The following is a 25,906-nucleotide window of genomic DNA, read 5'->3' as shown; positions in this document are numbered from 1 at the left end:
GGAGGAAATCATGCAACAAAAAAGAGAAACAAATGTTAAAATTATCACTGCATGTGTATTTATTGCTACTTTTATGACAGCAGTTGAAGGAACGATTGTCTCGACAGCTATGCCAACAATCGTTGGATCATTAAAAGGAATTAGTATTATGAATTGGGTTTTTTCTATTTATCTATTAACCAACGCTATGATGACACCGATTTATGGAAAATTAGCGGATAAAATTGGGAGAAAACCGATTTATTTGATTGGTGTATTTATTTTTATTATTGGTTCTGCTTTATCAGGAATGAGTCAAAACATGATTCAATTAATTATTTTCCGTGCGATTCAAGGGATTGGAGCAGGCTCGATTGTTCCAGTATCTTTAACAATTATTGCAGATATTTATCCTGTTGATAAACGTGCTGGTGTATTGGGATTAAATAGTGCAGCTTGGGGAATTGCGAGTATTGTGGGTCCGCTTGCAGGTGGTTTTATAGTGGATGCGTTGAGTTGGCATTGGATTTTCTTAATTAATGTTCCAATAGGCATTATTTTAATGATTTTAGTTTGGATTTATTTGATAGAAGATAAAAGAGAGATAGAAAAAAGTCCGATTGATTACATGGGCAGTTTTTATATGATGACTATGTTACTGTCATTATTGTATGGTGTTCAAAAAATTAATGATGGCTTTAACTTGATTACAATTATTATTTTTGCAATCTTTATTCTGAGTTTGAGATTGTTTGTTAGAACAGAAAAAAGAGCACAAGACCCAGTTATTTCTCTCGACCTTTTCAAAAATCGCACCTTTGTATTGGTTAACTTAATTGCAGCATTAATCAGTGGATCTTTAATGGGAGTAGAGGTCTATATTCCTATGTGGATGCAAGGTGTTATTGGGAAATCTGCTGCTTTAGGAGGAATTGTATTGGCTCCTATGTCAGTTATTTGGATGTTCGGTTCATTTGCTGGAGGACGGGCGATGAAAAAATGGCACCATCGTTTAGCGATTGTCATTAGTATGTTGCCAATATTAATTGGTTCTGTTTTCTTAACATTAGTAGATAAAGGAACACCATATGGACTGTTCTTAGTTTTCTCAGGTATCATGGGGATAGGGTTTGGTATGACGATGACCTTATTAACTGTTTTAGCTCAAACCTCTGTCTCTGAGAAATTTACAGGTGTTGCGACATCATTTTTTACTTTATCTCGTACCATTGGGCAAACGATTATGATTTCAATTTTTGGTTTAGCATTAAATAAGACGATGGATAAACAGCTAGAAAGTAGCATGGTTCCAGGAGCAACAAAAGATATGATGAATGAGCTAATCAATCCACATACTGCATCAGGCTTACCAACAGAGTTGATTGATGGCTTAAGGGATATTTTATATAATAGTGTCCATACTGTTTTTTTTATTGGCTTATTTTTAGTGATTGCATCATATGTTTTAAATTATTTTCAAGAAAAAGAGTAAGTTGAAAATACCCACATCGTTCATTAAACGATGTGGGTATTTTTTTTTACATTGATTCAACAGCTTCTAGAGCTTTTGTAACATTAAGATATGCATCTTCGGTTAATTTTTTTCGCTTATCATAAGAAATATTGGTATTAATTTCATGTAAATTATGACCAAGATTTACGATATTACGTTCAATCGTTTCAGCATAGTTTAGTTCTTCACTAGAAAATTGTTCAGGATGTTTTTTGAAATCTTCTTTTAGCTGTTTAACTAAAGATTCGGCATTTTGGTAAATTCCAGCATACTGATCAGATTCTAGTGACTCCATAATGGTGTTATCTTTTTCAAGAATGACTAGTAAGTCTTCTTTTAGTTTTTTTAAATGTATAGTGATACCTTTAAATGTTTCGGCTTTTGATACTGTCATGTTAATCACTCCTATAATTTTTTTCAAAATCATTCGTTTATAGAATTTATTATAGTAGTTAAATAAAAATTTTTTGTAAATAAAACACGAATAAATTCAAAATAATTAAAAAAATAAACTGTTTTTTGTACACATAAAAGCCATTATTTTGTAATAAACTAAACACTAACTTGAGAAAGGTGGGAAATATATTATGAGGCATAATATTGGTGTAGCTTATTTAATTGATCAGCTAGATAGTGATACGAAAAAAATTTCTATAGTTGAACCGTTAGTTGGGTTGTATATCCCAAAAGATGTCAAAAAATTAAGTCATTTAAACAGAGCGCCAGAGATTGGTGATGTGGTTGAAGCAAGAGATGGTCATAAGTATTTATTAATTGATGTCATTCATCGAGAAGATAGTGAGGAAGCTCAAGATGTGTTACCGCACATCATAAATATTGTTCATACAAAAGAACAAGTGAATGATTATACAGTTGAAATTATTGGAGACAATGAATCAACCTTTGATCATTTAGTTGATGAGTATATGGAAAAGAGTGTTAAATAAGCTTTTTTAAGAATCTAACATATTTTATGTTAGGTTCTTTTTTACTTACATAAGTTACAAAAGTATCATTAATTACAAATTGTTAACTTTTTCACAAATAGTCGTTAAGATATGTATGTAAAGCAAAGGAGCATGCAACCTTTTGTGATATAACACACAATTATTAATGGAGGATTTACATATGAATATCGGAGAAGTAATTAAAACTACCATGACTGATATGAATATTATCAGTGCGATAACATCAACAGTATTTATTATTTTATTAGGATTCTTTTGTCGCAAAAAAGGTATCTTTTCTTCAGAAGTAGGAAAAATTTTATCAAAAGTTGTTTTAAGTGTCGCTTTACCAGCTTTAGCTTTTAACGCATTCATGCAAGACATCAAAAGTGAAACACTAAAACAAGGAATGAACGTGTTAATTTGGGGTATTGTCATTTATATTATTTTAATTTTTGTTTCTAAGCCATTATTTATGAAATATAAAGGCGACGAACAGGATACTCTACGTGTATTAACTATTTTTGGCTCAACAACATTTTTTGGTACACCAATCGTTAGTGCCATTTATGGACCAATTGGTGTGATGTTTTCTTCAATCTTTAATATAGGTTATCGAATTTTCTTATACTCATATGGCTACATTAAAATGAGTGGATTAAAAATGGAGCTTAAAAATATAAAAACAATGTTTTTAAATCCAATTGTTATTGCAACGTTTGCTGGTTTATTCATCTGGATTTTCCAAGGGTACTTACCACAAGTTAGTGTGACCAATGCAGAAGGTGTTGTGAATCAAGTGGCGTTCTTACGTATTGATCAAACAGCTGTTTGGTTATTTAAACCAATGACTTATTTAGCTGGATTAGCTTCACCACTTGCTTGGTTATCAATTGGGGCTACTTTAGGTGAAGTAAGCTTTAAAGATGCAGCTTCAGATAAAACATCTTGGTACTACAGTGCGATGAAGGTAATCGTTGTACCAGTTATCAATATTGTTTTATTAGCTGGATTAACTATGACTCATATCTTACCAGTAAGTTATGAAGCATTAGCAACTATTGTTATTATGATGGCTGCACCAACTGCAACAGTCGCAGCGGCATATGCCATTAGTTTTGATAAAAAGCCAATTTTGGCATCCAATGCTTCACTTATTTCAACAGTATTAGCTGTTGTGATGACACCAGTATGGATTGTAGTACTAGAAATGATTAGTAAAATGGGTATTTTTTAACATACAACATTATTAAGAAAGAAGAGGGATAGAGATGACATTCAAAATAGCATGTTACGGTGTACGACCAAATGAGGTAGCTTATTTCAATGATTTAAATAAATATAACTATGACTTAACATTGATAGAAGAATTATTAACACATGACAATATTAAAACAGCTTATAACCATGATGCAGTCTTATTAAGAGGAAATTGTGTGGCTGATAGAGAAAACATTGAGAAAATGTCAGAACATGGTGTGAAATATGTCTTTACACGTACAGTTGGGTTTAATCATATTGATTTAGCAGCAGCAAAGGATTATCACATGGAAGTGGCGAGAGTGCCATCATACTCTCCTAATGCTATTGCTGAATTGTCATTGACTTTAGCTATGATGTTGTTAAGACATACTTCTTATATGACAATGAGAACAAGCCATAAAAACTTTATTGTTGATAATACCATGTTCAGTAAAGAAATTAGAAATTGTAAAGTTGGGATTATTGGGACTGGAAAAATTGGTTTGACAGAAGCGAAGTTATTTGCAGGATTAGGTGCGACAGTACTAGGATATGATATTTATGAAAATGATGCGGCAAAAGAGATTTTGACCTATACAGATTTAGACGATTTATTAGCACAATCTGATATTGTTAGCATTCATGTACCATATATTCCTGGTGAAAACGATCAAATGATTAATGCCGAATTTATTAGTAAAATGAAAAAAGGAGCTATCTTGATTAATACAGCTCGTGGGGAATTACAAGATAATCAAGCTATTTTAGAAGCGTTAAAGACAAATCATTTAGAAGGATTTGGAACAGATGTATTTGCTAATGAGAAAGATTTATTCTTTAAACAATTTGGTGAGAATCAACCTTTACCTGACCCAACAGTTGAAGAGTTAATTTCTCTTTACCCTAGGGTACTGGTAACTCCTCATGTAGGATCTAATACAGATGAGGCTTTAACAAACATGATTGAAACAAGTTTTGAGAACTTTCATTCAGTATTAGAATCTGGAAAAACAGTTAACAGTGTTTTATAAAAAAATACCCCCTCCAATAACAATTGGAGGGGGTTAACTTATGTTCTTTTATAACGTATAGTGGGTCGACCAACTTCTTGGTACACAATATCCTCTGTTAAGTAATTTGATTCAACTAAAAATGTTAAATATTTTTTAGTCGAAATGCGAGATATGCCAATTTTTTTTGCCAGTTCTTCAGTTGAAAAAGAAGTGGTTTCTTCATTGATTTTTTCTAATACTTTTTCCATTGTTAGTTTTGCTAGTCCTTTAGGTAGATCGTTACCTAAAGAAAAATTAGCAGATGTGTTATTAGTAGAGTGCTCGTTGAATAGGGCATCAATATTTTGTTGATTAGCGTATTTAAGTTGACTGAATAATTTTTTTTGGTTCATGACTTTTTGTATGGATGATAGAAAGCGTTCTGCGGTAAAAGGTTTAACTAAGTAGTCTATCACACCAAGTGCTAGAGCTTGTTGAATGGTTTCAATATCATTGGCCGCGGTAATAAGAATGACTGGAACTTGATTGTTTTCTTTGCGTAATTCAACTAAAAATTCAATCCCAGTTTCATTGGGTAGATAATTATCTAATAAAATAGCATCTACTCTTTTTTCTTGTAAGAGTTTCTTAGCATCTTGTGTTGTTCGATAATTTCCTACAATATTTATAGTTGGGATAGTTTTTAAAAAGTCTTCGTTTAATTTTGCTACCATTGGATCATCTTCAATAATTAGAACGTTCATGGGTTCCTCCTTATTCTATTAATGGTAATTCTATGTAGACTGTCGCACCAATATCGTCATTATTAGTTATATCAATTAATCCACCATGTTCATTGACGATGCGATAAATGGCATGGAGACCATATCCTCTTCCTATCCCTTTAGTAGAGAAGCCTTTTTGAAAGAGTTGTTCAACATCAGTATGTTGAATACCACAACCACTATCTATCACTTCAATAATTAGGATACTTCCTTCCATTTCATAGGTTATTAGGAGATTAACGTTTTTAATTGTTTCTTCTTTAGTCGCATCAATGGCGTTATCCAATAAATTACCTAATATTTGAATAATATGGTGTACAGTATCATCGATGGTTAAGTCAGGTAAAAAAGATGAAGGGTCTAATGTTAAATTAACGTTTTGTTCTTTTGCTTCATTGATTTTTCCAAGAATAAAACCAGCAATAGCAGGAGATTTAATGATATCAGTAACATAGCCAACTTCCTTTTGGTAGTCATGGCTAATTTGTTGAATGTAATCTTGAACTAAATCATATTTTTTCTGTTCAATGAGTCCCATGATAACATGAGTCTTATTCATAAACTCATGTGTTTGTGCTCTTAGAGCATCAATATATTGTTGGCTTCCACTTAATGTGTGAATCAGTTGACTCATCTCTGATTGATCCCTAAATGTGATAACCGCTCCATTGAATACTTTGTTGACAGTAATAGGTGATGTAGTGGCAATCAAAGTAGTTGTGTGCAGTAGTAGTTCTTGATCAGTTTGTTTGTGTTGCAGAGTGAAGCATTCTTTAAAAAAGATAGTATATAATCGTGGATCAATTACCTCATTTTTAATCAGTCTAAATGATGGATCAATAGAAGTTAATAGATTAAAAGCAGCTTGGTTGATAAGAGTAATTTCTTGATCTTTATTAATGGCAATGATACCTTCATTAATTTCATCATTAATCCATTGTTTTTCTTGAACTAATTTAGAAATATCTTGTGGTTCTAATCCAAGTAGAATACGTTTTATGGCAGTACTACTGATGATAGCACCTATTATTCCGACAAATAACCCAATCAATAAAATAAGTGTTATTTTAGCTTGTAGGTTGTTAATCTCACCTTGTAACGTATTAAGTGTAATCCCAGCACAGATAACACCTATAATGTGATTATTATCATCTTTAACTGGAACAAAAAAGCGTATTCCATCACCTAAGACTCCTTTTTTTTGAGAAAAATGAGATTCTCCGTTAAGTGTTTTTCTAGCATCATCCAAGTCAGAGAACGGTTGTCCAATAACGTCAGGATTTGGATGAGATAATCGAATGAGTTCTTTATCTAATACAACAATAAAATCCATATTACTAATAGTAGCAACTTCTAATGAAAGAGCTTGGATATCTTTGGATGTTTTATCTTGAATTAAAGCATCTTTTACTTGTTCATCTGTAGCAAATACTTTGGCAATGGTCGACATTTTATCCTTGGCATGTTTGTATTCATTTTGAACAACATAGTGTTCAATATATAAAGAAGACAGTACTAGCGAACTAAGTGTTGTTAGAAGTACGATAAATATAATAATGGCTCTTAATGAAAACCGGCTCATAAATTGACTAATTTTTTGTTGCATGGTTATAGGATGCTCCTTCATAAATCGTATTATTCATTATAACTTACAATAGACTATTTGTGATGATATTCATAAAAAAAAGAGCCCTAATTGTTAGGCTCTCTTTTTTTCAATACATAGTACAGAAGGGGGATTATTCTGTTGATTGATAAATTGATAGGTTAAAACAGAGTACATATCCTGTGGGAGTGTTTGAGAAAATGTTAAAACGTCTGATTTTTCAGTCATTCCTTCTTCGTGACCAGAATAGAGGACAAGAATTAGTCTACCATCTTCTTCTAAAATTGATAGTAACTGATTAATCGCAGTTAGTGTGGTATCACTAGTTGTTGTAATGTGTTTATCTCCACGAGGTAGGTAACCTAAGTTAAAGATAGCCGCTTTAATTTTGGTATTTTCCGGTAAGTGATTGACTGCATGTTCGTGGCCATCTTTAATTAACGTTGTATTTTGAATAGATTGTGCTATTATCTTTTTTTGAGTGCTTTCTATTGCTTTGTCTTGAATATCAAAGGCATAAACATGTCCAGTATAGCCAACTAATTCGCTTAAAAATAGAGTATCATGTCCATTTCCCATTGTCGCATCGATTACTGTATCACCTGGGATAATACATTCAGTTAAAAGCTGGTGACTAAAATGAAGTGCTGTTTTAAGCATCTTTTTTACCTCCATTTCTAACATTATAGATACCTTGATAGGTTTGTCTTTTCTCCAATTCTTTATCAATCCCATTTAAGACTTCCCATTTTTTTAGACTCCACATTGGTCCAATAATCGCCTCTCTTGGAGCATCTCCGGTTAAACGATGAATAATAATTTCAGGTGGGATGATTTCTAATTGGTCACAGGTTAATGTGGTGTACTCTTCTTGCGTTAATAGTTGTAGGTGACCTTCAAGATAATCTTTCTCCATCTTTGTATTGGACATCAAATGAAGAAGATGTAGCTTAATACCTTGAATATCTGAATCTAAAACAGTTCGCTTGACGTTTTCCATCATCATGTCATATGTTTCACCTGGTAACCCATTGATTAGATGAGTGCAGACATTAATACCATGTTTACGAAGTTTTTCAACACCATCTAAGTAGGTTTTGTAATCATGTGCTCGGTTGATACATTGACTTGTTTCTTCAAAGGTTGTCTGTAAACCAAGTTCTACCCATAAATATAATCGTTTATTTAATTCGGCTAAATATTCTACTACATCGTCAGGTAAACAATCAGGACGAGTCCCAATAGATAAACCAACGACCCCATCTTCATTGATAACTTGTTCAAAGCGATGTTTTAAGACATCAAGAGGAGCATGAGTATTGGTAAAGTTTTGAAAATACACGATGTATTGTGTAGTATTAGGCCATTTACGATGCATTTGGTCGACTTCTTTACGAAATTGTACAGGTAAAGGATCACTTGGTGCGATAATCATATCACCAGAACCTGACACACTACAAAAGGTACAGCCACCTCGAGCGACTGTACCATCTCTGTTTGGGCAATCAAAACCACCATCAATTGGAACTTTAAAGACTTTTTCATTAAAGACTTCTCTAAGAGCAGTATTCCAGGTGTAATAACGTTTTGAATCTCCTTTTTTATATGTAAACATGTTTATCGTTTCCCTTCAAATCGTTGGATAAAATCATATTTTTTAAAGTATGGGTAACTAAAGGTTAACCAACAACCACCTAATAAGAATCCACCTAAAATATCAGTTGGGTAATGAACGCCTAAGTAAATTCGACTTATACCAATGAGTAAAATAACAATTCCTAGTGCAATTTGAATGACAAGCCTCATCGCTTTATTGTCAATATATTTATAAGCTAAGAAGATAAGTGTTCCGTAAAACAGCATGCTTCCCATAGCATGTCCACTTGGAAAACTTGAGTGTTTTGCAGCTACTAAATGCTCAACAGCTGGACGTGGGCGATTGAATAGATATTTTAAACTGATATTTCCAATACCTGAAATAAGAATAGTATTTACGGCTAACCAGTAACTAGCAATTCTATCTTGTACTTTAAAAAATAAGATTAAAAAGCTAATAATAAATAAAAAACCAATAGTCGCTGTATTACCAAATTTTGTAAAATATTTAAAGATGAGTGTTTTTTCAGGTGTAATAGTTCCACGTATTAGTTGTTGAATAGGGTGGTCAATTCCCAATAATATTGTTTCATTTGAAACGACAAAATAAGCAAGAACAGCAAAGAGAAGTAAACAAATACTCGCCGCGTAGGACCAATATAATTTCGATGTTTTCATACAATAACCTCCTAAAATCAAAAACAGACTTTATTAATGAAATAACAAAGCCTGTTAATTATACCATGGTTTAGTCGTAACCATAATGTGTATCTTCACTATCTAGCTCATCTACGTCAATTTCTCCATTTTTAGTAGAGGCTTTAAGACTTATTTTTCCTTTATTTGTTTTATACTTTTTATCAGAAGATAAATTTTTATTAAAAATTGAAATGTCACCTAAGATTGTTTCAAAATCTATTTGATTATCTTCAATAGAGGATTTGTCTGTCTCTATATTAATATCCCCATTAGTAGAAGTAAGAGTTGTATCAAAATCAACACTATCATCATGGAATAAAATATCCCCATGTTTTGTTGTGATGACAGATTTTCCTTTTGTATGATTGACCGAAACATCACCATTTTCAGAAGCAATATCTAATTCTCCTTTTGTATTTCCAGTAAAAATGTCTCCCATATCTGTAGATAATTTCATTAGTTTAGCTGTAGTGTTTAATACATGAATACTATACTGTTTGGATGCTACGCTTAATTCCTCTAAAACTTTAGATTCTTCGATTATAAAATCAGTGTCTTTTTTTGTTTGTGAGACATAATTTGCTCGAATATCATTTAAAGAGATATTTCCATTAGAGATGTCAAAATCAATTGTATTGGCAGAAAAATCATACATAGATAAGGTGATATTTTCACCGTTTATATTGACTGAGTCATAATGTTGGGGTATGCGTAAATAGACTGTATCATCTGTATAATGATTAAAATTAATAATTGAAAAAGGATATAGACTATTATTATTTGTTGTTGGGTTATTGATTGTTAAAATAGATGTATTTTCTTGTTCAGAGAAAGTACAATCAGCTTGTTTATTTTTGTCTAATTTAAAATCTACACCTTGTTTATTCATATAGATGTTGTTGTCATCTGATTTTGTTATGGTCACCATTGTAGATGAGCTAAAATTAATATTTAATTTTTTATTTTGTTTTGTCGGTATTTTTTTATTAATAGCATTGTTCTCGCGTTCAGTATTTAATCTACCTTGTGTAACAACAGTACCAATACCACCTATTACGATAAACATAAAACTGAGAATGATAATAAAAAGAGTTCGTTTTTTCACGATGCTCGCCCTCCTTTTAACACGCTCCAACACCATTTATGGTAAATCAAGAACAGCTTAACCGCTCCTTTTGTAATGGGTTTGACAATGATGAAACCTAAAAGCCCGACACCCAATAAAATCAATGTAACAAAAAATTGAAACCAAGCATACGTTGATACAGCCATTCCCATTAAGTAAAGACTAACAAGAGGGCTTGCGATAAAACTAAAAATAACAATCCAACCACTTATCAGTAAAATAGCAATAAGTAGAATAATCCAAAACATAAAAAATAAATTTAATATACCTAAACCAAGTAATTGAAAAAGGCGTGTAGCTTTAGAATCAGATTGGGTATATTGATTAGATGTGTGAAATGGATAAGGTACATCGTGTGTGATTTCGACCCAATCATCATGATAAGTTGGCTGAGTATTAAAGGATAAACCTAACTCTTCTAGGACGGACTGAGCAATATGTTTTGGTGACGGAAGGATTTGTGTGATTTCATATTCGGATAACCCTTGAGCAGTTTTTGCATCAAATATGCGTTCATAAGTATCAATAATGGCTTGTTGTTCTTCTTTAGATAATTGATTTAAATAGAGTTTTAGCTCTATAAAAAAATGCTCTTTATTCATACGTATCTCCTTCTTTAATAATAGCTAAATTCAATATACCGTCAAACCCTATCTATAACAAGATGGAGAGATAAAAATCGGCCTAAAGTATGAGTGTCTTTTATAAGGATTTAGAAAAATATAGTAAGCTATGTTAAAAATATTACATTTAAAAAAAATTAGTAACTTTTCTTGCTAATAATTTTTTTTGATGATTTAATAGTATTGATAGGATAAATGTTATTAAAAAAGAGCTTTAAAAAAAATAATAAATATACGTTTAATGTGTTTTGTCTGTACAAATAATAAATTAGTGATTTTAGAACAATTAAATAAAAAATATAGGAGAAAAAGTCTAGAATGAAAAAAAATAAATTACTTGTAAATCAGCCAATGATTCGTCACGCATCGCTATTTGGAACAGTCTTGTTAACCTCTACAACTATTTTGCCAGGTATCACGGCTCTTGCTTCAGAAAATGTAAATCATGATACCTCCACTACGCAAGATGAGTTGTCTAGTAAGAATGAACTAGATGAGGCATCGTCATGGACAGTGTCATCTTTAAATGGAAACAATGAGTGGACAGAAAATACTTCGCCACTTGATTTAACACTCACTTTAGAAGCTCATCAGCCAGAACAACTGGATACTCTTGTTCAAGTATCGGCTAATACCATTATAAACATGAAGAACGCTGATGTATCTATTAAAGATGAAACAGGAAGAACCATTGGTCATTATGAAGTAAATCATGATATGAATCAATTACGTTTAATTTTTACAGAAAAACAGTTTACTAAAGCTATCATATCTATCTCAGTAGATTTTAAAAAAGCTGATTTATCAGATCAGACAGTGGCTATTTCTATTGGGAAAAGCGTGATGACAAAATCTATTAAAGTCATCGCTAATCCAAAAAAAGAGGAAGTACCAGTCGAAAGTGTGACTGATGTAAGTGATAATTTATCAGATAAATTGGAAGATAGCTCTTTAAGCAAAGACTCACAAACTCAGCTTGAGACTAATCAGTCAATTGAACATGAAGAGGGTACTGATTATGCTCAAACAGATTCGTCCGATACAAAAGAATCAACTCAAGTCATTAAAAAAGTCGAAGTAAAAGACGAGGTAAAAGAAGAATCAAAAGAAGAATCAAAAGAAGAATCTAAAGAAGAATCTAAAGAAGAATCAAAAGAAGAATCTAAAGAAGAATCAAAAGAAGAATCAAAAGAAGAATCTAAAGAAGAATCAAAAGAAGAATCTAAAGAAGAATCTAAAGAAGAAGTAAAAGAAGAATCAAAAGAAGAAGTAAAAGAAGAAGTAAAAGAAGAATCAAAAGAAGAAGTAAAAGAAGAATCTAAAGACGAGCCAAAAGAAGCAGTGAAAGCTGCAAACTTTGTTATGCCAACTCCAAAAGTAGCGACTTTAAGGGCAGCAACACCGCAAGCAGCCTTTATTGATAGTATCGCATCTCACGCGCAAAGCGTTGCAGCAGCAAACGATCTATATGCTTCTGTAATGATTGCTCAGGCTATTTTAGAAAGTGGTTATGGATCAAGTACACTATCATCGCCACCAAATCATAACTTATTCGGAATTAAAGGCACTTACAATGGTCAATCTGTTACAATGGCAACTCAAGAATTTTATGGTGGACAGTATGTCACTATTAATGATGCGTTTAGAAAATATCCCTCTTATCGCGAATCTCTAGAAGATAATGCAAGAGTATTAAAAACAACATCGTTCTCTCCGGGAATATATTTTTACGCTGGAGCTTGGAAATCGAATACGCGTTCTTATGTAGACGCGACAAAATGGTTGACCGGTAAATATGCAACTGATCCTACGTATAATACTAAATTAAATAATTTAATTGTGACATATAATTTAACGCAGTACGATGACGCAAATTATAGTGGTCCCGTGACAACGCCAACTGTGACAACACCTGGTTCATCAGCTGGAAATAATGGATCAGGTTCTTCAACGAGTAATTCAGGAACCTATACGGTCAAAAGCGGGGATACACTTTATAGAATCGCGTTAAATCATGGTATGACAGTTCAAGAGCTTAAAAGATTAAATGGTTTAACAAGTGATATGATTCGTGTTGGTCAACAATTGACAGTTAGTGGAAGTCAATCAAACATCTCAAATAGTTCCAATAAACCAAATATGGGTTCTAATAGTCAATCTAAACCAAATACTTCTAACGGTGGCAGTAGCAATTCATCATCTAAGTATATAGTTAAAAGCGGGGATACACTTTATAGAATCGCGTTAAATCATGGTATGACAGTTCAAGAGCTTAAAAGATTAAATGGTTTAACAAGTGATATGATTCATGTTGGTCAACAATTGACAGTTAGTGGAAGTCAATCAAACACTTCAAGTATTTCTAATAAACCAAGTACAGGTTCTAATAATCAATCTAAACCAAATACTTCTAACGGTGGCAGTAGCAATTCATCATCTAAGTATACGGTTAAAAGCGGGGATACATTGTATGGTCTTGGATTAAAATATGGACTAAGTGTACAAGAAATTAAATCACTAAATAATTTAACAAGTGATACAATTTATGTTGGTCAATCTTTAAAAATAACGAAACAGACTCAGACTGTGACGTCGTCAAATTCGTCAACAAATACTACACAGCAATCTGTTACTCAAGCAACCCACACAGTTAAAAGTGGAGATACATTGTATGGGATTGGTTTGAGATACAATGTATCAATCAATGATATTAAAAAATGGAATAATTTGACGAGTGATTTAATCTACATTGGTCAAACTTTAAAAATTGGTCAAGGGACTAAAAAAAATGCATCAACATCTATAACAACATCAACAAATAATAATGTATCAAGTTATCAAGTCAAAAGTGGTGACACACTTTACCGAATAGCTTTAAACAATAAAACAACTGTTCAAGCGTTGAAGCAGGCAAATAATTTAACGAGTGATTTCATTTATGTTGGTCAAGTTTTAACGTTACCGGGAATAACACGTGTTGTAACATCAAAAAACATACGACATACTGTGGTGCCAGGTGAATCACTATGGCTGTTATCACAAAAATATAACGTGAGCGTGTCTCAAATTAAAGATTGGAATAACTTATCCGGTAATATTATTTATGCGAATCAAGTCTTACGAGTAAGCTAGTTGTCAAATTTGTATTCATTTGATATGATGAAACCAACTAATATAAAAACAAGTAATTAAGAAGTAGTAAAATAGAAAGTTTTTAAGAGAGTATGTGGTTGGTGTAAACATGCAAATGGACTATTTGAACTTGTCTTATGAGAAATTTGCTTGTCGGAAAATCTATTTTCGTTAACATGGATTAGAGGTGCACTAGTATATCTAGGCACAAATTTAGGTGGTACCACGTCAGTCAACGTCCTATGAAGACACAAGAGTGTTTTTGTAGGGCGTTTTTTTACATAAAATTTTAGGAGGAAAATTCATGGCTTACAATCATTTACAAATTGAAAAAAAATGGCGCGACTATTGGAAAAAAGATCACACGTTTAAAACAGGTGAAGAAACAGATAAACCAAATTTTTATGCACTAGATATGTTTCCTTACCCTTCAGGACAGGGGTTACATGTAGGGCATCCAAAAGGGTATACCTCAACAGATGTATTATCTCGCATGAAACGAGCTCAAGGATTTAACGTGCTACATCCAATGGGGTGGGATGCGTTTGGTTTACCTGCTGAACAATATGCACTAGACACAGGAAATGACCCAGCTGAATTTACTGAAAAAAATATTCAAACCTTTAAACGCCAGTTTGATGCATTAGGCTTTAGTTTTGATTGGGACCGTGAAATCAATACCACGGACCCTTCATACTACAAATGGACGCAATGGATTTTTACTAAAATGTTTGAAAAAGGACTAGCCTATGAAGCCGAAGTACCGGTTAACTGGTGTCCAGCTTTAGGAACCGTATTAGCTAACGAAGAAGTCATTGATGGAAAATCAGAACGTGGGGATCATCCAGTATACCGAGTTCCAATGAAACAATGGATGTTACGTATTACTGCTTATGCGGATCGTTTAATTGATGATTTAGAGTTAATTGATTGGCCAGAGAGTATTAAAGAGATGCAACGTAATTGGATTGGTCGTTCTGAAGGAGCGAATGTTAATTTTGATATTAAAGGAACAGACAAACAATTCACAGTATTTACAACGCGTCCTGATACTTTATTTGGTGCAACTTATGCTGTGATGGCACCAGAACTTGCATTAGTACAAGAAATTGTGACACCAGAACAAAAAGAAGCAGTTGATGCTTATATCAAAGAAGCTGAAAAGAAAACAGATTTAGATCGTACAGAATTATCAAAAGAAAAAACAGGTGTCTTTACTGGCGCTTATGCAGTGAACCCAGTGAATGGTAAAGAGATACCAATTTGGATTGCGGATTACGTGCTATCAACTTATGGAACAGGGGCGATTATGGCTGTTCCTGCTCATGACGAACGTGACTATGAATTTGCGAAAACATTTGGTTTAGATATTGTTCCCGTTGTTGCTGGTGGAGATGTTTCAACTGAAGCATACATAGGAGATGGGGATCATATTAATTCAGACTTCTTAGATGGTATGAATAAAGAAGATGGTATTGCAACGATGATTAAGTGGTTGGAAAAAGAAGGTATAGGTGAACAAAAAACAAGTTATCGTTTACGTGACTGGTTGTTCTCTCGTCAACGTTATTGGGGTGAACCTATTCCAATTATTCATTGGGAAGATGGTACGATGACACCTGTTCCTGAAGAGGAATTGCCATTAGTATTACCAAAATCAAATGACATTAAACCTAGTGGAACAGGTGAATCTCCATTAGCTAATATGACGGATTGGATTAATGTTGTGGATGAAAAAACCGGCATGAAAGGTCGTCGTGAAACAAACACTATGCCACAATGGGCAGGTAGCTCATGGTATTATTTACGTTTTATTGACCCACATAATGACGAACAATTAGCAGATCCTGAAAAACTAAAAGAATGGATGCCTGTTGATGTTTATTTAGGTGGAGCAGAACACGCAGTACTTCATTTATTATATGCTCGTTTCTGGCATAAATTCTTATACGACATTGGAGTAGTGGAAACCAAAGAGCCATTCCAAAAGTTATATAATCAAGGGATGATTTTAGGTGAAAACAATGAAAAAATGTCGAAATCAAAAGGAAATGTGGTTAACCCGGATGATATCGTAGAGCAATACGGAGCAGATACATTACGTCTATACGAAATGTTTATGGGACCACTTGATGGCTCGATTGCTTGGAGTGAAAAAGGATTAGAAGGAAGTCGTAAATTCTTAGACCGTGTATGGCGTTTGTTTATCGATGAAAACTTTGTCTTACGCGATCGTATTACAAAACACAATGATGGTGCCTTGACAAAAGTGTATCATCAAACAGTGAAGAAAGTGACAGAAGATTATGCTAACTTACACTTTAATACAGCCATCTCTCAACTGATGACGTTTGTTAATGAAGCTTATAAAGCAGATGCTTTGCCCGTAGAATATATGAATGGATTCCTACAATTATTGGCTCCTGTTGCGCCATTTATTTCAGAAGAGTTATGGGAGAGAATGAGAAATAAAGGATCAATTAGTTATGTTGCATGGCCAACATATGATGAATCTGCATTAGTTGAAGACACAATTGAAGTGATTTTTCAAGTGAATGGAAAAGTTCGTGGAAAAGAAGTAGTGGCACGTGATTTATCCAAAGAGGCATTGGAAACTCTAGCTATGGAAAATGACGCAGTGAAAAATCAACTTGAAGGAAAAACGATTCGTAAGGTGATTGTTGTGCCAAATAAATTGGTTAACATTGTAGCTAATTAAAGTTAAGAATACATTTAAATCCATCAAAAGTGTTTGCATAAACCTACAATAATCGATACAATTAAGGCAGTATATTGAAGAAAGTTGGTTAGAATCATGCCAAATAGAAAAGCTTCTTTTGATGCAACTGAAAAAGAGTTGAATGCAAAGGAAAAAATGGTTCGTGGCTCTTTATGGATGACAATAGGAAATGTTTTTTCTAGATTACTGGGTGCAGCGTATGTCATCCCATGGTATGCATGGATGGGCACGGATGCTAATATAGCAAACGCCTTATTTAATAAAGGGTATAACATTTATGCCTTGTTTTTAATGATTGCAACAGCTGGTATTCCAGGCGCGATTGCAAAACAAATTTCACATTATAATTCGTTAAATGAGTATGGTATTAGCCGACGTTTATTTAGACGGACGATGGTAATAATGGGTGTGTTTGGTGTTGCCTGTTCGGGAGTCATGTATTTGTTTGCACCAATTTTGGCGGATGGGAACGCTGATTTAATTCCAGTGATGCGAGCTCTAAGTGCAGCTATCTTGATTTTTCCAATGATGAGTGTCATTCGTGGGTATTTTCAAGGGAATCAAAATATGATGCCTTCTGCGGTATCACAAATTATTGAACAGATTGCCCGAGTATTTTATATGCTACTTATGACGTTTATTATTATGAAAGTGACAACAGGTGATTATGTTGACGCGGTTATCCAATCAACCTTTGCTGCGTTTATCGGAATGCTTGGTGCATTTGCTGCATTAATTTGGTTTTATAGTAAACAAAAATCACGTATGAATTACTTGGTTGAAAATAGTAATAATGAGGTACAAATCTCTGAAAATCACTTAATTAAAGAGATGATTAAACAAGCGATTCCGTTTATTATCGTGGGCTCTGCTATTACTTTATTTAAGTTGGTTGACCAATACACATTTGAAAGAATGATGGCAAGTTTTACAAATTATTCACCGAAACAATTGGAAGCTTTGTTTAGTATTTTTAGTGCAAACCCTGATAAATTGGTTATGATTACTGTATCTTTGGCTACAGGTATGGCTATGACAAGTTTGCCTCTTGTGACAGAAGCTTATACTAAAAATGAAAAACCTGAATTAGCTAAGTTAATTAGTGATAACATTCAGCTGCTACTTTTCATCATGGTACCAGCGACATTAGGAATGATTGTTTTAGCAAGACCAATGTACGCTTTATTTTATATACCAGAAACACTAGGCGTGAGTGTGCTGATTGAAGCTAGTTTAGTTGGTCTTGTGATGGGATACTTTATCCTGATTTCGACAACATTACAAGGATTGTATCAAAACCGAGAAGCTATCTTGCTGTTAGGAGTGGGACTAATAATAAAAGTAGTTCTACAATATCCAATGATTCGTATGTTTGAAACTTATGGTCCACTTGTATCTACTGCAGTTGGATTAGGGGGTTCAGCATTATTGATGACGCGTTCTATTTATCGTATTACGAAGTTTGATTTAGCAATGACGGCTAAACGTATTTTATTAATTGGGATACTAGGAGCAGTGATGTCTTTCATTACATGGCTTGTTCGTAGTGGATTATACACAATTTTAAATCCAGATAGAAAATTCCAAGCTTTCATTATTATTATGGTTTGTGTGATCTTTGGAATTATTAGTTATGGTTGGTTAGCATTGCGTGTTCGCTTGGCAGATCAATTACTCGGGCCTAAAGCACGTAAGTTTCGTCGGAAATTTAGAATAAAATAAACAGAAAGAACATCTTTTCAGGTGTTCTTTCTTTCATTAGGAGAAAAAAGATGCGGTTAGATAAGTTTTTAAGTCACACAGGATTTGGTAGTCGTAAAGAAGTGAAAGAGTTGTTAAAGAAGAAACGCGTGACAGTAAATGGAAATGTGGTAAAAGAGGCAAAATATTCAGTAGATGAGTTAGATGACTCTATTTATGTTGATGGAGAAAATGTCATGTACGAAAAATTTGTCTATTATATGTTGAATAAGCCTAAAGGTGTTATCTCAGCAACAGAAGATACCTCATCTCGAACAGTTATTGATTTAATTAAAAAAGAAGACTATAAAAAAGGATTATTTCCTGTTGGACGCTTAGATAAAGATACAACGGGTCTGTTATTATTGACGAATGATGGGGCATTAGCACATGAATTATTGTCTCCTAAAAAGAAAGTGCCTAAATTGTATCAAGCATTAGTTCAAGGAAAAATGACAGATGAAGATATCAACGTTTTTTCTAAGGGAGTGATTCGATTAGATGGGGACGAGTGTTTGCCAGCTAAGTTAACCATTTTATCTGTTGATGAGAAAAAAGAACAAAGTACCATTAAATTAGAAATTATGGAAGGAAAATATCACCAAGTGAAACGTATGATAGGTGCTGTTGGAAAAAAAGTGATAGAGCTTGAAAGGATTGAAATGGCTAATCTAAAATTAGATGCCAACTTAGTACGGGGAAAATACCGTCCGTTAACTGAGATAGAGAAGGAAAAGTTAAAAAATAACGAATAAACTGGCTTAAATATTAAAATATATTATCTAAAAGAATGAAAAAATGATATGATAAAGTAAGATAAAATCAACAGGAGGTATTTTTGTATGACAATCGATTGGAGAAAAGAAGTCGAAGCTCGTCGCGAAGACTTGATGAAAGATTTATTTACGCTACTAAGTATTCCTAGTGTTAGAGAAGATGAACTAGCTACAGAAGATGCACCAGTTGGTCCTGGACCAAAAGCGGCGTTATTAAAATTTTTAGAATTAGGAGAACGTGATGGTTTCTTAACTAAAAATGTTGATAACATTGCAGGTCACATTGAATTCGGTGAAGGTGATGAAACACTAGGCGTATTTGGTCACGTTGACGTAGTACCAGTTGGCCCAGGTTGGGATACAGATCCATTTGAACCAGTAGAAAAAGATGGACGTATTTATGCTCGTGGCGCAAGTGATGATAAAGGGCCTACAATGGCTGCTTACTATGCCTTAAAAATTATCAAAGAATTGGGATTACCAGTTTCTAAAAAGACACGTGTTATTTTAGGGACAGATGAAGAAAGTGAATGGAAATGTATGGACCACTATTTAGAAGTGGAAGAGACACCAGACTTTGGTTTTTCACCAGATGCTGAATTCCCAATTATTAATGGCGAAAAAGGAAACACAACGATTTTAATTGAATACTCTGGTAAAAATGAAGGAAACTTAACATTAGTTAAATTTGATTCAGGTATGCGTGATAATATGGTACCAGAAACAGCAACAGCAGTGGTAGAAATCTCTGGTGACATCAATGCATTTGAAAAAGAATTTGAAGAATACTTAACAACAGCTCCAGTAACAGGTGATATTGAAGTGGTAGGATCTACTGCTACATTAACGGTTCATGGTAAAGCAGCTCATGGCGCTATGCCAAGTAAAGGAATCAATGCAGGTACTTATTTAGCAAACTTCTTAAGCTTCTATGATTTTTCAGGTTCTGCTAAGGATTATCTAACAACGATTGCAGATTATGTCCATACTGATACTGAAGGTAAACACTTTGGTGTGAACCATGTCGATGATATTATGGGAGATTTAACAATGAATGCGGGTGTGTTTAAGTTTGATTCGTCAAGAGACGATAATATTATCACATTGAACTTCCGCTATCCAAAAGGATTAACTGAAGAGATGATTTTTGATCGTATTTTTGAAAAAACAGCGAATACATCTGCTAAAGTGGTTCAAAAATCTGGTGGAAAAGGCCCTCATTACGTGTCTCCAGAAGATCCATTGGTGAAAACTTTACTAGAAGTTTATGAAGATCATACAGGCCTTAAAGGTCATGAACAAGTTATCGGTGGCGGAACGTTTGGTCGATTATTAGAACGTGGTGTTGCTTATGGTGCAATGTTCCCAGATAGTATTGACACGATGCATCAAAAAAATGAATTCATTTCGGTTGATGATTTAATTAATGCAACAGTCATTTATGCTGACGCAATTTACCGTTTAATTAAGTAGTGAATTATTAATATAAAAAAGATCTAGAAATTTTATTTTCTAGATCTTTTTATATTAATAACATTATCAATATGTAAATAGCTTTAATGTTTATTAAATCGATGTTGATAGTTTAGTATGATTTATACCTTATTTTTCGTTTAATATAACAAATAATGATTTTTTATGCTTGTTATAGTATAATATATATGTTTTATTATTTTCACTAAGATTTGGTAGTTTAATTGAACTATGTAATAAAATAAACAATTTGTTCTATTAGTCTTAATTGTATTTTTGAATAAAAATGAAGTATCAATTATTTATAACAGACTTGCTATACATTGGTTTCTTTTAATAAAACATTATATTAAATTTAAAGGTCTAAATATATTTCAGATAGTATAAGGGTTTTAAAGTATCATGAGGCTATTATTGTTCTATTGTTAGTGAAATTTATGGTAAAAAGTAAATAATTAATGATATTACTTGATTTGCTAGTTAATTTAAAAAACGACTCAGGGAATATTTGAATATGTTGTCAGTTATCATAAGTTTTTTCTCTCTCTAACATAAAACTATAAGTTATTAAGTACCTGCTTATGTAATTTTTGCCCCTTTTTCGATGCATCCATAATTTATGTCAATAGTGTTATAGGCTTGTTTTAATTTCTTACTAATGAATATATCTGCTAATATTGTTAGGTGCTTTTTTTACTTTAACTATAAATCATAGGCTATATTCATACCATGAATAGAAGCAGAAGTTAACTTCGTAAGTAATTAGAAATCCTTTAGAATTAATTTTAAAGCCATAATAATATAACTCATTTGTGTTTGTTTTATTTTCGCTTTTAAAATTAATAGCAATTCTAGTAGTAGGTATTTAGATATCTTTATAAATTCGGAGTATGTGTAAAAAAGTAATAGTTATATGTATCAAATGGGAGGAATGGTATTGAGAAAAATATTTAGGATGTTTTTTACTATTTGTATGTTGTGTATTATTTTTATGATACATTGTCAAACTATTTATGCTAATGAATTTAATATTATAATTACTCCTATTTTACCTAAAAGTCAAATTGACAATAAACAAGATTACTTTGATATTCAGTTATTGCCTAATCAATCTGAAATATTAGAAGTTGAGTTGAGAAATACAACAAATGAAGAATTAGAGGTGGATGTTTCATTAAATGTGGCTACTACTAATTCAAATGTTATTGTTGAGTATGGTAATAATAGTATTGGGAAAGATGACAGTTTGGTATATGATTTAGAAAAGTATGTAGAATATCCAAAATCAATTAAATTAAAAGCTAAAAGTGTAAAAAATGTCAAATTTATTGTAAAAATGCCGGATAAAAAATTTAATGGGGTACTAGCCGGTGGAATTACATTTAAAGAAGTGTCACATGATTCTCATAATGTCTCAAAAAAGCAAGGATTATCAATAAAAAATGAATACTCGTATGTAATTGGTTTGTTGGTTAGACAAAATACAGAAAAGGTAGCTCCTAATTTAGAATTAAAAGAAGTAAAGGAAAATTATATAGATTCTAAAAATATAATTGTATCAAAATTAAAAAATGATAGAAGAACATTTATAAATCAAGTAGTTATTGAATCTATTATAAAAAGAAAAGATAGTAATCAGGTATTGTATAGAAATGAAAAAAATAATTTACAGATTGCACCTAATACAACTTTTCTGTTTCTAACTAATCTAGAGGGAGTTGAGTTAAAATCTGGGGATTATAAACTTGAATTGAATGTTTATAGTGATCAAAATGATAATGGAAAAGTTATAAAAGAAACTAATCATGAAAAAGTTAAATATAATTATGGGTGGAATTTTTCTAAAGATTTTACGGTAAATAGAAAAAGTTTGAATCAAGTAGTGAATAAAGATTTGAATGAGGTAGAAATTACTAATCAGAAAAAATCTGGATTTACTTTGGTTATTTTGTTTATTTTAGTTATTTTGTTTATTTTATTTTTTTTATGGATTTTTTATTATAAAAATAGAAAACAAAATAAAAGTAGGAAACAAAACAAAAGTAGGAAACGAAACAAAAAGCAGAAAACGAAAAAAAGATAGTAGATTAATTGGGTTTTATTACAATAAAAAAGGAGAGAGAGTTGTGGATAGGTTATTTAAAAATATTGTTTGTTTTAGTACAATATGTTTTTTTTTTATGATAAATACGACAGTTTTTGCAGATGTTCATGTAAATAATAAACAAGAGCTTAAGACAGCATTTGCTGATCAATCAGTTACTAAAATAATATTAGATGATGACATAACTATTAATGAATATTTAACTGTTAAGTTAATTAATAAAGATTTAATAATTGATGGAAAGGGCCATCGATTATTGTCGGATAGAGGATACTCTATCAATTTATCTGGAAATAAACAAATGATAATTTCTGATATAATTCTTGGTTCAGTTGGTAATGCGAGTGGTTATTATTTATTTAATGGAAAGTCATCTCAGGTAAATTTTAGTTTAGAAGATGTGACTACGACTAAGAATAATAATGTCGGATTAGCTATTACAGATGGCAAAATACAAATATTAAATAATAATAAACATTCAACTGAATGGTATCTTGACTCAAATACTGATAGATCAAGTAATAGTTTGCTCAGTTCAGGCAGTTTTTTACTATTAAACAGTGATTTATCTGTTAATGTGAACAAAGGGTCATTTTTTTATTCATCGGGTAGAAATAATGTTGAATTCGAAGTGAATAATAGTAAGTTAAACAATGTATCGCAGAGCTCAATTACTAATATTTACATTGAAGGTATTGCTACAAAAATGAAATTTTTAAATAATTCTAATATTAATATTAGGAATGAATCTAGCTCAACTGCTGGCATAGATAGTTCAGGAATGATATGGGGAATAGGAAATAGTTATGAAAATACAGGGATGACATTTACTATTGATTCATCTGAAGTTGATTTTTATAGTAAGGGAATGTCAGCTTTAGTATTTAAGGGGCGTAGTTCATCATTTTATTTAAATAATAATAGCGACTTATTTATTGAAAGTGATGAGATTAAAGATGGTGCATCAGGGAAATATCCTTCTATTCGTTATGGCTTCTATGGTGGAGCTACTTTTAAGATTGATAATAATTCGGAAATGTATATTAAAAAAAATAGAGGCCAAAGTGCAGGTATTAGGATGGTCGATGATGACAATAAAGTTTTAGTTGCTGGAGGTTCTCGTTTTAAAGTATATAATGCAGGTTCCCCTGGAGATACAAGATGGAATTATTCACAAGCCATTGAATATGGTGATGGGGCAAAAAAAAATTTATTTGAGCTACAAGATAAAGGAAGTACCGTTGATTTAGATGCACAAAATGGAGGTGCAATAACCAGTAGAGGAGATGCTAAGATTATTATGCATCCAGAAACAACATTTTCTGCTGTTGGTCATGCAGCTTATACAACATTTAGTGCGACAGAATTGACTATGATACTAGATTCACCACGCTATTTTGATTTTTCCAACACTTATGTAGGAAAATCAATTGTTGAAACTAATTCTGCAACTAGTGAAATGAATTTAACAAATAGTTTACTAAGTATATGGGATAAGAATAATGATATAATGACTACTACCCCATTAAAAAGTTTTAATAAACTAAATTTAAGATTAAATGGCGTTAATTTTTCAAATATCGTTTCTACTACAAATTCAGATTTTAATTCTACAATTTATAAATCAATGAATAATTTATCTCGAATAAATGCTAATAATTCTAAACCAGTTATTGATCATATTATTCAACCTACTAATGCTGATAAATTTATTTTTGTCCATGCAAGTGTGCCACAAAAATATGATGAATTACGTGATGCTTTTGAAGATGAAGTCACTGTAGAAGGTAGAATTATTCTTCCTAATGATGATGAGTTTATATTTAAAGGAAAAACAGCTAGTTCTATGGAAATTTATGGAAAAAAAGATCAAAAGGGATATGCAAAAATAAGTGTGCCAAAAAGTGATTTTTTAGTAAAAGGAAGTAAAATTGTTATTGATCGAGCGTATAGAGGCGAAGAAGAAACAAAAATAGAGGCTATTAAAATTGCTCCCCCAGTTGAAGTTATAAATGTTATTCCACCAAAATTAGCAGAGATAAATAACAAATTCATACAAAGCAGTGATGAAATATTATCTGGCACTGGAACACCACAAGCAACAGTATTATTAAAAGTTAATAATGAATGGTTAAATAATACAAGTATTGTTAATAGCGAAGGGAAATTTACAATAGAGTTACCTAGAGGACTAAAAAAAGGTGATATAATACAAGTTTTCTTACGGGATCAAGAAAAGAAATTAAATATATCAGATCCACCAATAACAAATACAATAGATGGTAATATTAACCCATCTGAAGATTTAAAGTATCACGATGCCATATTTTCCGGTGCTCCTAAATTAAAAGTTGGCGGTAGTTTATCTTTTCAATCTGTACCAGCTGAAATAAATTTTGGCACTATTAAAACCTCAGGTAAATTATTGGAATTGAGCCCTTTATATGTTTCAGGAAATCTAGTTATTCACGATGATAGAGACGAACAAGTTAAAAGTGAATGGAGATTGCTATTAAAAACGGGCCAACAATTTGTTGATAATACTGATTCAAGTAAAGTATTATCTAAAAGTAGTTGGCTATATAAAAATAAGATAGGTAATAATATTCTGATAACAGATCAATTTTCCATTATTGAATCTAGTTTAAACTTTCAAGGTGCTATTTCAAATATATCAGATACATGGGGGGAAAATAAAGGATTGGAGTTAAGAATTCCAGTTGAAAATCAATTAGTAGGAGAATATGAAGGAACTTTAGAGTGGCAATTAGAAAGTGTTCCTAGTAATGATTAGTTGAGTGTATGATACTATTTATTTTATATTATGAATGCA

At 32.2% G+C, this 25,906-nt stretch carries 19 protein-coding genes and 1 other annotated feature; of the genes, 11 read left to right on the top strand and 8 right to left on the bottom strand.

The window, feature by feature from the left end; translation table 11 throughout:
- The first annotated feature begins 10 nt into the window (after positions 1-10).
- Complete coding sequence (locus G314FT_RS02280) at positions 11-1,471, top strand: MDR family MFS transporter (RefSeq protein ID WP_257701906.1); 1,461 nt, start codon at positions 11-13, stop codon at positions 1,469-1,471.
- A 46-nt stretch (positions 1,472-1,517) separates the two neighbouring features.
- Here the strand turns inward: G314FT_RS02280 and G314FT_RS02275 are convergent, their stop codons facing one another.
- Positions 1,518-1,886 carry a hypothetical protein gene (locus G314FT_RS02275; RefSeq protein ID WP_257701905.1) on the bottom strand — a complete coding sequence of 123 codons (369 nt, stop codon included), beginning with the start codon at positions 1,884-1,886 and terminating at the stop codon, positions 1,518-1,520.
- A gap of 193 nt (positions 1,887-2,079) precedes the next feature.
- Between G314FT_RS02275 and G314FT_RS02270 the strand changes: the two genes are divergently transcribed.
- The 3 genes from G314FT_RS02270 to G314FT_RS02260 all read left to right on the top strand — a co-directional run bounded on the left by G314FT_RS02270 (position 2,080) and on the right by G314FT_RS02260 (position 4,712).
- Positions 2,080-2,439, top strand: a complete 360-nt coding sequence (locus G314FT_RS02270; RefSeq protein ID WP_257701904.1) for a hypothetical protein — start codon at positions 2,080-2,082, stop codon at positions 2,437-2,439.
- 181 nt (positions 2,440-2,620) lie between these two features.
- Positions 2,621-3,676: an AEC family transporter gene (locus G314FT_RS02265; RefSeq protein ID WP_257701903.1), complete on the top strand. Its 1,056-nt coding sequence runs from the start codon at positions 2,621-2,623 to the stop codon at positions 3,674-3,676.
- A 34-nt stretch (positions 3,677-3,710) separates the two neighbouring features.
- A complete protein-coding gene (locus G314FT_RS02260) occupies positions 3,711-4,712 on the top strand; it encodes a 2-hydroxyacid dehydrogenase (protein WP_257701902.1) in 1,002 nt (333 codons plus the stop codon).
- A gap of 38 nt (positions 4,713-4,750) precedes the next feature.
- Here the strand turns inward: G314FT_RS02260 and G314FT_RS02255 are convergent, their stop codons facing one another.
- The 7 genes from G314FT_RS02255 to G314FT_RS02225 form a co-directional block, all read right to left on the bottom strand.
- Complete coding sequence (locus G314FT_RS02255; protein ID WP_257701901.1) at positions 4,751-5,437, bottom strand: response regulator; 687 nt, start codon at positions 5,435-5,437, stop codon at positions 4,751-4,753.
- Between the two features lie 10 nt (positions 5,438-5,447).
- Positions 5,448-7,064: an ATP-binding protein gene (locus G314FT_RS02250; protein WP_257701900.1), complete on the bottom strand. Its 1,617-nt coding sequence runs from the start codon at positions 7,062-7,064 to the stop codon at positions 5,448-5,450.
- Between the two features lie 93 nt (positions 7,065-7,157).
- Positions 7,158-7,724 (bottom strand): tRNA 5-(aminomethyl)-2-thiouridylate-methyltransferase MnmM, encoded by a 567-nt coding sequence (gene mnmM, locus G314FT_RS02245; protein WP_257701899.1) that lies wholly within the window; start codon positions 7,722-7,724, stop codon positions 7,158-7,160.
- A complete protein-coding gene (gene mnmL, locus G314FT_RS02240) occupies positions 7,717-8,679 on the bottom strand; it encodes a tRNA modification radical SAM protein MnmL/YtqA (RefSeq protein ID WP_257701898.1) in 963 nt (320 codons plus the stop codon). Before mnmL ends, mnmM begins: the two co-directional genes overlap by 8 nt.
- A gap of 2 nt (positions 8,680-8,681) precedes the next feature.
- Complete coding sequence (locus G314FT_RS02235) at positions 8,682-9,338, bottom strand: phosphatase PAP2 family protein (protein ID WP_257701897.1); 657 nt, start codon at positions 9,336-9,338, stop codon at positions 8,682-8,684.
- 70 nt (positions 9,339-9,408) lie between these two features.
- Positions 9,409-10,464 carry a DUF4097 domain-containing protein gene (locus G314FT_RS02230; protein ID WP_257701896.1) on the bottom strand — a complete coding sequence of 352 codons (1,056 nt, stop codon included), beginning with the start codon at positions 10,462-10,464 and terminating at the stop codon, positions 9,409-9,411.
- Positions 10,461-11,087 (bottom strand): DUF1700 domain-containing protein, encoded by a 627-nt coding sequence (locus G314FT_RS02225; RefSeq protein ID WP_257701895.1) that lies wholly within the window; start codon positions 11,085-11,087, stop codon positions 10,461-10,463. The genes G314FT_RS02230 and G314FT_RS02225 overlap by 4 nt, the downstream gene beginning before the upstream one ends.
- A gap of 339 nt (positions 11,088-11,426) precedes the next feature.
- Here G314FT_RS02225 and G314FT_RS02220 point away from each other — a divergent pair, with 339 nt between their 5' ends.
- From G314FT_RS02220 to G314FT_RS02190, 7 genes are all read left to right on the top strand, one after another.
- Positions 11,427-14,240, top strand: coding sequence for a muramidase family protein (locus tag G314FT_RS02220; RefSeq protein WP_257701894.1), 2,814 nt, complete (start codon positions 11,427-11,429; stop codon positions 14,238-14,240).
- Positions 14,241-14,283: 43 nt separating this feature from the next.
- Positions 14,284-14,486 (top strand) — a binding site (T-box leader).
- Between the two features lie 58 nt (positions 14,487-14,544).
- The gene (leuS, locus tag G314FT_RS02215; RefSeq protein WP_257701893.1) at positions 14,545-16,959 is read left to right on the top strand and encodes a leucine--tRNA ligase; all 2,415 of its coding nucleotides are present in this window, start codon (positions 14,545-14,547) and stop codon (positions 16,957-16,959) included.
- Between the two features lie 96 nt (positions 16,960-17,055).
- The gene (locus tag G314FT_RS02210; RefSeq protein WP_257701892.1) at positions 17,056-18,702 is read left to right on the top strand and encodes a putative polysaccharide biosynthesis protein; all 1,647 of its coding nucleotides are present in this window, start codon (positions 17,056-17,058) and stop codon (positions 18,700-18,702) included.
- Positions 18,703-18,752: 50 nt separating this feature from the next.
- Complete coding sequence (locus G314FT_RS02205) at positions 18,753-19,475, top strand: pseudouridine synthase (RefSeq protein ID WP_257701891.1); 723 nt, start codon at positions 18,753-18,755, stop codon at positions 19,473-19,475.
- Positions 19,476-19,562: 87 nt separating this feature from the next.
- On the top strand, positions 19,563-20,969 hold the full coding sequence (gene pepV, locus G314FT_RS02200; RefSeq protein ID WP_257701890.1) for a dipeptidase PepV: 1,407 nt from the start codon (positions 19,563-19,565) through the stop codon (positions 20,967-20,969).
- A 937-nt stretch (positions 20,970-21,906) separates the two neighbouring features.
- Positions 21,907-23,052: a WxLIP family cell surface protein gene (locus G314FT_RS02195; RefSeq protein WP_257701889.1), complete on the top strand. Its 1,146-nt coding sequence runs from the start codon at positions 21,907-21,909 to the stop codon at positions 23,050-23,052.
- 43 nt (positions 23,053-23,095) lie between these two features.
- Entirely contained in the window at positions 23,096-25,867 is a 2,772-nt protein-coding gene (locus tag G314FT_RS02190; protein WP_257701888.1) for a pectate lyase-like adhesive domain-containing protein, read from the top strand.
- Positions 25,868-25,906 lie beyond the last annotated feature (39 nt).

The sequence above is a fragment of the Vagococcus luciliae genome (assembly GCF_024637875.1).
GTDB classification, from domain to species: domain Bacteria; phylum Bacillota; class Bacilli; order Lactobacillales; family Vagococcaceae; genus Vagococcus; species Vagococcus luciliae.
The sequence above is the reverse complement of the archived record's forward strand: the minus strand, read 5'-3'. Positions and strand labels throughout refer to the sequence as shown.